This is a genomic window from Microbacterium sp. UBA3394 (assembly GCF_002358725.1).
GTDB lineage: Bacteria > Actinomycetota > Actinomycetes > Actinomycetales > Microbacteriaceae > Microbacterium > Microbacterium luteum.
On record NZ_DEPK01000170.1, the window covers coordinates 1,348 to 8,295 of the forward strand.

Below are 6,948 nucleotides of genomic sequence, written 5' to 3' on the forward strand. Positions count from 1 at the left end.
CTACGTCGTGGGCGAGACGATCGCGGTCACCGGCGGCGTGCCCATCCACTGACCCGGACCCGACAGGAGGAGAAGACGATGACGGTGATCGACCAGATGTGGTCCTCCCACCCGCAGGTGGACGAAGGTGACACCAGCGAGCTCGTGCGCCGCTGCCTCGAGGCGTGCGTGGAGTGCGCGCAGGTGTGCACCGTGTGCGCGGATGCCTGCCTCGGCGAGGAGATGGTGGCCGACCTGGTCGGCTGCATCCGCCTCAACTCCGACTGCGCCGACATCTGCGCTGCGACGTCGGCCGTGCTGGCTCGACAGACCCAGCCCGACCTCGCCGTCGTGCGCGCCGTGCTCGAGGCCTGCCGCACGGCGTGCGCCGCGTGCGCTGCCGAGTGCGGCAGCCATGCCGACATGCACGACCACTGCCGCGTGTGCGCGGAGTCGTGCCGGCGCTGCGAACAGGCGTGCACCGACCTGCTCGCCGCTCTCTGACGCCTCGCATCTTAACGGCTCGGCCTCATAGGCTGCGCACAGATTCCTCTGGGGATCGACATCACGGCGACGCCTACCGTCGCGGGCATGCACAAATCCGCAATGCCCCGACGACGGGCGATCACCCGCACCCCCGCCGCGATCGGAACAGCGACGCTGGTCACGGTCGGCCTCGCCCTCGCCGGGTGCACCGCTGAGACGACGAGCACCGAAACCGCCGAGCCGACGACGACGGCCGAGAGCACTCCGAGCGCCACCGCGGAAGCGACGACGGACGTCGTCGCGCTGGCCGAGGCGTTCGCGGCGACCCTCGATGCGGACCAGCAGGCGGCGCTCTTCCAGGAGTACACCTTCGACAACGCCGCCAACTGGTCGAACTTCCCCAATGCCCTGCTGGCCGGCGGTGGTCCGGGCGCGCAGAGCTCGTCGGGCGGCCGCGTCGGCCTGCAGACCGACAGCCTGACCGACGAGCAGTGGACAGCCCTGGAGGATCTCCTGCGCGCCGTGACCGGCTCGGCCGAGAACGAGGGCTTCGACGAGATCGTGCAGCACCTCGCCGGCGACGACTACCTCGCCGACAACGGCGGCGGGTCGGCCTACGGCGAGGGCCAGTTCTTCGTCGCCTTCCTCGGCACCCCGTCGGACTCGGGAACGTGGGAGCTGCAGTTCGGGGGCCACCACCTCGCCCTCGCGAACACCTACACCGACGGCACGCTCGTCGGCGCGACCCCCTCGTTCCGCGGCATGGAGCCGATGGACACGGTCGAGCAGGACGGTGTCACGGTGCAGGCCGAGCAGCAGGAGCAGGCCGCATTCGCCGCCCTCCTGGAATCCCTCGACAGCGACCAGCTCGCCGCGGCGCAGCTGTCGCAGTCGTACGGCGACATCCTGCTCGGACCCGGCGAGGACTGGGCCTTCCCGACCACCGCGGAGGGCGTGGAGGTCTCGACGCTCACCGACGAGCAGAAGGAGCTGCTGCTGGCGGCCATCGCGACCTACGTCGAAGACATCGACGCCGAGTCGGCGGCGACCATCATGGCCGAGTACGAGGCCGAGCTGGATGAGACCTACGTCGCCTTCTCCGGCGGCACCGCGATGGATTCCGTCGGCGACTACATCCGCATCGACGGCCCGTCGGTGTGGATCGAGTTCTCGATGCAGAACGGCATCGTGCTCTCCGGCGCGCACCCCCACGCGGTGTGGCGCGACAAGCAGAACGACTACGGCGGGCTCACCTCGTGACCCTCCCCCTGATCGCCCGCGGTCCCGTGGCTCCCCCCACACGGGGCCGCGGGCCCGGTCGCCGCGTGATCCCGATGATCGCGGGCGTGTTCGTCGCCCTCGTCGGCATGCTCATCGTCGCGGCCCCGGCATCCGCCCACGTCGTGCCCTCGACGGTCATCGCCCTCGACGCCCACGACGATGGCGTGACGGCCTCCCTCACGCTCCCCGCGGCCGACCTCGAACTCGCCTCCGGCATCGACGTGCCCGACGACGCCGGTGCGGTGATCGACGCCGGCACGGCCGATGCCCTCGAGGCCTACCTCGAGGACCACATGGCGGTGTCGTCGGATTCCGGCTCGTGGGATGTGGCGGTCGCGGACATCGCCCTGTCGGACGTGGAGCAGTGGGGCACCGGCGCCTTCCTCGCGGTGACCGCCACGGCGGAGCTGACCGCTCCGACGGCGGCCGACGCCCGCAGCTTCGTGCTGGCGTACGACGCGATCATCCATCAGGTGGTCACCGCCGACATCTTCGTGACCCTGCAGAACGACTGGGTCACGGGCGAATTCGAATCGACCCGCGACCTCGGCACCATTCACGTCGACACCGTCACCGGGACGGTCTCGCCGTTGCCGATCGACCTCGACGACGGCAGCCTGTGGCAGGGATTCACCGGCATGGTCGGCCTGGGCCTGTCGCACATCGCCGAGGGCACCGACCATCAGCTGTTCCTGTTGACCCTCCTCCTCCCCGCACCCCTCCTCACGGCCGCCGGACGCTGGCGCGGCGTCGCACCGGTGCGCACGACCGTCCGACGCATCCTGGGCATCACGATCGCATTCACCGTCGGCCATTCCGTGACGCTGGCGATGGGCACCCTCGGGCTGCCCGTGCCGGTGCAGCTGGTCGAGGCGCTCATCGCGGCGAGCATCGTCGTCGCCGCCGTCCACGCCATCCGGCCGATCTTCCCCGGGCGGGAAGCGCTCGTGGCCGGGCTCTTCGGGCTCATCCACGGGATGGCCTTCTCGCTCACGCTCACGGCTCTGGATCTGACCGGCTGGCAGCTGGTGCTGAGCCTGCTGGGCTTCAACCTCGGCATCGAGCTCATGCAGCTCGCGGTCGTGGCCCTCGTGCTGCCGCCGCTGGTCGTGCTCGCACGAACGCGCGTCTATTCGCCGCTGCGGATCGTCGCCGCCGGCCTCATCGCCCTTGCGGCGATCGGGTGGGTGCTCGACCGCCTCGGCGTCGCGAACGCGATCGCGACGATCGCGGATGGAATCGGCGCGCTGAGCCCGTGGATCGCCGGCGCACTGTGGGTGGCCGCCGCCCTCGCGATGGTGCTGGCGCGCGTGCGCCATCTTGTCGACCGACGATGCGCGGACCCTGTGGACACCGGGAGTGTCCTCAGGGTCGGCTGAAGCGCACGGATGACAGCACAGCGCGCTCGTATGGTGACGAGACGACCCGACGACAGGAGCCCCCGTGAGCACATCGACGATCCGTGCGACGCCACGCGTCGGCGCGACCCTGCCGATCATCGCCGCCCTGGCCACCGCCTACCTCGCGGCCGTGCTGTGGCTGACGGTTCGACCCCTGCCCTGGGTGACCGAGACGAATGAGACGCCGCTCGGCGTGCTCAACCCCGCCGCGTGGCTCGACACGGCGGCATGGGTCGACGGCCCGTCGGCCGAGATCGTCGCCAACGTCGTGATGTTCCTGCCCGCAGGAGTCTTCAGCGCCCTGCTTCTCCGGGGCGGGATGCGCGTGCTGGCGCCGCTCGCGCTGACGGTGTTCATCGAGGTGGTGCAGATCCCGCTCGAGAGCCGGATCTCGCATCCCCGCGACCTCGTGGCCAACGCGCTCGGCGCGATGCTCGGGCTGGCCGCCGTCGCCGTCGCGAGATGGATGAGTCGCCGCCTGCGTCAGGAACCAGCATCCACCCGAGTGTGATGGAGCTCCATCGCGATCACGCGATGATGGTGTGATCGCCCATGCGCTCCGCGGGCGTCGATCCCTACAGTTCTGGTGACCGCCTCCGGCGGAACCTCATGAACGAAGGAGTTCCATGGCTACCGCAACCTCGGACGACATCGACCGGTCCGGCCTCGACTCGCGCGACCAGCGCCGGCGGGCCGTCATCGGCAGTTCGGTGGGCACCATCATCGAGTGGTACGACTTCACCCTGTACGGGCTGGCGTCGGCGCTCGTGTTCGCACCGCTCTTCTTTCCGGGAGCGGGCGACCTCGCCGGCATCCTGAGTGCGTTCGCGACGTTCGCCGTCGGGTTCGCGGTGCGTCCGATCGGCGGCCTCATCTTCGCCCACTTCGGCGACCGGATCGGCCGCAAGGCGACCCTGCTGGCGACGCTGCTGATGATGGGCACCGCCACGACCCTCATCGGCCTCTTGCCCACCGGCGAGCAGATCGGCATCTGGGCGCCGATCCTGCTCATCCTCATGCGCCTGTTCCAGGGCGCCGGGGCCGGTGCGGAGTTCGCCGGGGCGATGACGATGGCCAGCGAATCGGCGCCGTCGACCAACCGCGCGTGGACGGCCGGCTTCCCCGGTGCGTCGGTGTACGTCGGGATGGCGCTGGCGACGACGGCCTTCGCGATCATCACCGCCGTCATGCCGCTGGAGCAGTTCCAGGCGTGGGGATGGCGCATCCCGTTCATCGCGAGCATCGTGATCGTCGCGTTCGCCCTGTACTTCCGCCTGCGGGTGAAGGAGACGGCCGCCTTCGAGACGGCCGAGCGCGAGGGCACCGTGCAGCGCGCGCCGCTGGCCGAGGCCATCCGCACCCACTGGCGCTACCTGCTGGCCGGCATGGCGCTGTTCGTCTTCATCCTGCCGTGGGTCTACGTCGTGCAGACCTGGTCGATCTCGTACACGACCGGCACGCTGTCGGTCGATGCGACCCACGCGCTCATCGGCGTGGTCGTGGCCGAGCTGTTGACCATCCCCGCGACGCTGCTGTTCGGCCATCTCGCCGACCGCATCGGCCGCAAGCCGGTGCTGATGGGCGCGGCGATCTTCGCGGTGCTGTTCGCCTTCCCGATGTTCCTGCTGTTCCAGACCGAGGATTCCTGGCTCGTGGGCCTCGCGCTCGTGCTGGGGCTGGCGATCATCCAGGGCGCGACGATCGGCGTCTCCGCGGCGATGCTGGCCGAGTTGTTCCCCACGCGGATGCGCTGGAGCGGCATCGCGATCTCGCGCGAGATCCCGGCCGCACTCGTCGGCGGCACCGCTCCCCTCGTCGCGGCCGCCCTCGTCGGCGCCGCCGGCGGCGCACCCTGGCTCGTCGCGGGCTACCTCGTCGCGCTGAGCGTGATCGGCGTCATCGGCATCGCCTTCCTGCCCGAGACACTGCACCGCTCCCTCAACGCGACGCCGGAACAGACGCCGGAACGCGCGACCGCCTGACACCGTGACCTGAGGCCTCCGGCAGCAGGGCGTCGAAGACCACGTCGTCACCCGACTGCGTGACCGTCACATCGATGCCCCGCGTGCCGAGGCCGGAGGATCCGCTCGCCTGCTCGCGCAGCCGTCCCTGGGAGACGGCCCGCACCCGCATCCGGCCGTCGTCGGCCACATCGAGGTCGACGACGGCCGCTCGCGCGCCGGAATGCTTGACCGCGTTCACGAGCGCCTCGTTGACGACCTCGACGACCTGCCGAGCGACGTCGGCATCCATCATCGCGAGAGCCGCACGGTCGGAGGTCTTCACGGTGACCTCCAGCACGGCACCCCAGGCACCGAGGATGCGCTCGATCGGGCCCGCACCCGCATCCCCGAGCTCGCCGGCCCGGGTCGCGGGGGGATGCTCACGCTCCTCGACGCCGAGCATGCGGCCGAAGGCGTCGTCGGTCTCGCGTCGGAAGTCCGCCAGATGCCTCTCCCGCGCGTCGCCCTCATCCACGTGCGCGGCGAGCACCACGCAGCGCCCTTGCACCCGGCCGTGCAGCAGACTCACCGCTCGCCGCAGCGGATCGTGAGCGCGCGACGTCTCCCCGGCGAGATCCCGCGCGACATCGGCGAGGAGCGTCTCGGCCCGTCGCGCCACGACGCGCGCCTGGTGCACCGCGTCGATGCAGAGGGAGAGGACGCTCACGAGTCCCGGGACGGCGATGACGCCGACGAGTCCCACGACGCCGATGTCGGGCAGGAGCGTGAGCGAGAGGGCCGCGACCGCAACGCCGGCCGCCGTCCAGACCGCGACGAAGAGGATGGGGCGCAGCAGACCCTGCCGGTCCGGGATGACCCACCGCACCACGGCTCCAGCGGCCAGATCGATCGCGGCGACCCCGAGCATCCCGAGCACCACCACCGGCAGACCGCCCGCCGCGAGCGAGAACGGCAGGGTGCCGATGACATAGACCATCGCCACGATGAGCCAGGGCGTGGCGACCAGCCGCTCCGACACCGAGCGCCGCCCACGGACGGCGGTGTCGACGACCTCCGGCTCGGAGATCGCCTCGACGACCTCCGCGGCGAGGCGCTCGAGCGCGTGGCTGCTCGAGCGCACCTCGTCGGCGTAGGAGCGCACGGCGTCGAAGTCGAGGGGCCCGGCGAGCATGATGTCGCGCTCTGCGCGCAGCCTGGCGGCGGTGTCCGCGAGAGTCTGCTGCGTGAGCGCGGCCTGTTCGCGGGCACGCGAGAGCCGCACCTGCATCGTCGCCAGGGCATTGCGCAGGCGGGCGCTCGTGGCGCGGCGCTCGGCGTACTGCGCGTGGGTCACGGTGACGAGCGAGAACAGCACGATGGCGGAGATGAGATTGGTCACCGTGCGCGGGCCGAAGTGGCCGGCGCTGCTCAGACCCCACAGCTGCACCCCGAGCCAGTCGTTCAGCGGGGTGCGGATGCAGGTCACGAGCAGGAGCGCGGCGACCACCGTCACACCCCGCACCGCACGCGCACGGATGCGGCGTTCGGCGATCGCTGCGGGCACGAGCAGCAAGGCCAGCACGACCCAGCCGAGCGCCGCGACCACGACGGCTTTCGCGTAACCCTCGAGGGAGGCGTTGTCGAGGGTCGGCACGCCCACGAACGTCGCGAGAACGAACGACAGCCCCGTGCTCCAGCGGTTGAAGAACGCGCCGCCGGAGACCGCATCCGCCCAGATCTGCACCGCTCTCCGGGCACGACGGACACGCGTTTCGCCGGCGAGACGCACGCGTGCGGAGAGGAGCTCGGGGTAAGGCATTCGGGTGACCTTCCAAGCGGGTACCCCTTACGTTAGCGAA

General features: G+C 70.8%; 6 protein-coding genes. 5 read left to right on the forward strand and 1 reads right to left on the reverse strand.

All coding sequences use genetic code 11. The annotated features are described in order from the left end of the window. The first annotated feature begins 78 nt into the window (after positions 1-78). The 5 genes from B4E30_RS10095 to B4E30_RS10115 all read left to right on the forward strand — a co-directional run bounded on the left by B4E30_RS10095 (position 79) and on the right by B4E30_RS10115 (position 5,128). A complete protein-coding gene (locus tag B4E30_RS10095; protein WP_286795155.1) occupies positions 79-483 on the forward strand; it encodes a four-helix bundle copper-binding protein in 405 nt (134 codons plus the stop codon). A gap of 87 nt (positions 484-570) precedes the next feature. After that, positions 571-1,725, forward strand: coding sequence for a DUF3500 domain-containing protein (locus B4E30_RS10100; RefSeq protein WP_286795157.1), 1,155 nt, complete (start codon positions 571-573; stop codon positions 1,723-1,725). Continuing rightward, on the forward strand, positions 1,722-3,125 hold the full coding sequence (locus tag B4E30_RS10105) for a HupE/UreJ family protein (RefSeq protein WP_286795159.1): 1,404 nt from the start codon (positions 1,722-1,724) through the stop codon (positions 3,123-3,125). Before B4E30_RS10100 ends, B4E30_RS10105 begins: the two co-directional genes overlap by 4 nt. Positions 3,126-3,189: 64 nt before the next feature. Beyond that, the gene (locus tag B4E30_RS10110) at positions 3,190-3,657 is read left to right on the forward strand and encodes a VanZ family protein (RefSeq protein ID WP_286795161.1); all 468 of its coding nucleotides are present in this window, start codon (positions 3,190-3,192) and stop codon (positions 3,655-3,657) included. Between the two features lie 115 nt (positions 3,658-3,772). Continuing rightward, complete coding sequence (locus B4E30_RS10115; RefSeq protein ID WP_286795163.1) at positions 3,773-5,128, forward strand: MFS transporter; 1,356 nt, start codon at positions 3,773-3,775, stop codon at positions 5,126-5,128. Here B4E30_RS10115 and B4E30_RS10120 read toward each other — a convergent pair. Further along, a complete protein-coding gene (locus B4E30_RS10120; protein ID WP_286795165.1) occupies positions 5,085-6,908 on the reverse strand; it encodes a hypothetical protein in 1,824 nt (607 codons plus the stop codon). The genes B4E30_RS10115 and B4E30_RS10120 overlap by 44 nt on opposite strands. Between the last annotated feature and the right edge of the window lie 40 nt (positions 6,909-6,948).

Bases quoted from the DNA above. Each gene is read 5' to 3' on its own strand.
- B4E30_RS10095 (WP_286795155.1), top strand. From the start codon at position 79: ATGACGGTGATCGACCAGATGTGGTCCTCCCACCCGCAGGTGGACGAA.
- B4E30_RS10100 (WP_286795157.1), top strand. From the start codon at position 571: ATGCACAAATCCGCAATGCCCCGACGACGGGCGATCACCCGCACCCCC.
- B4E30_RS10115 (WP_286795163.1), top strand. From the start codon at position 3,773: ATGGCTACCGCAACCTCGGACGACATCGACCGGTCCGGCCTCGACTCG.
- B4E30_RS10120 (WP_286795165.1), bottom strand. From the start codon at position 6,908: ATGCCTTACCCCGAGCTCCTCTCCGCACGCGTGCGTCTCGCCGGCGAA.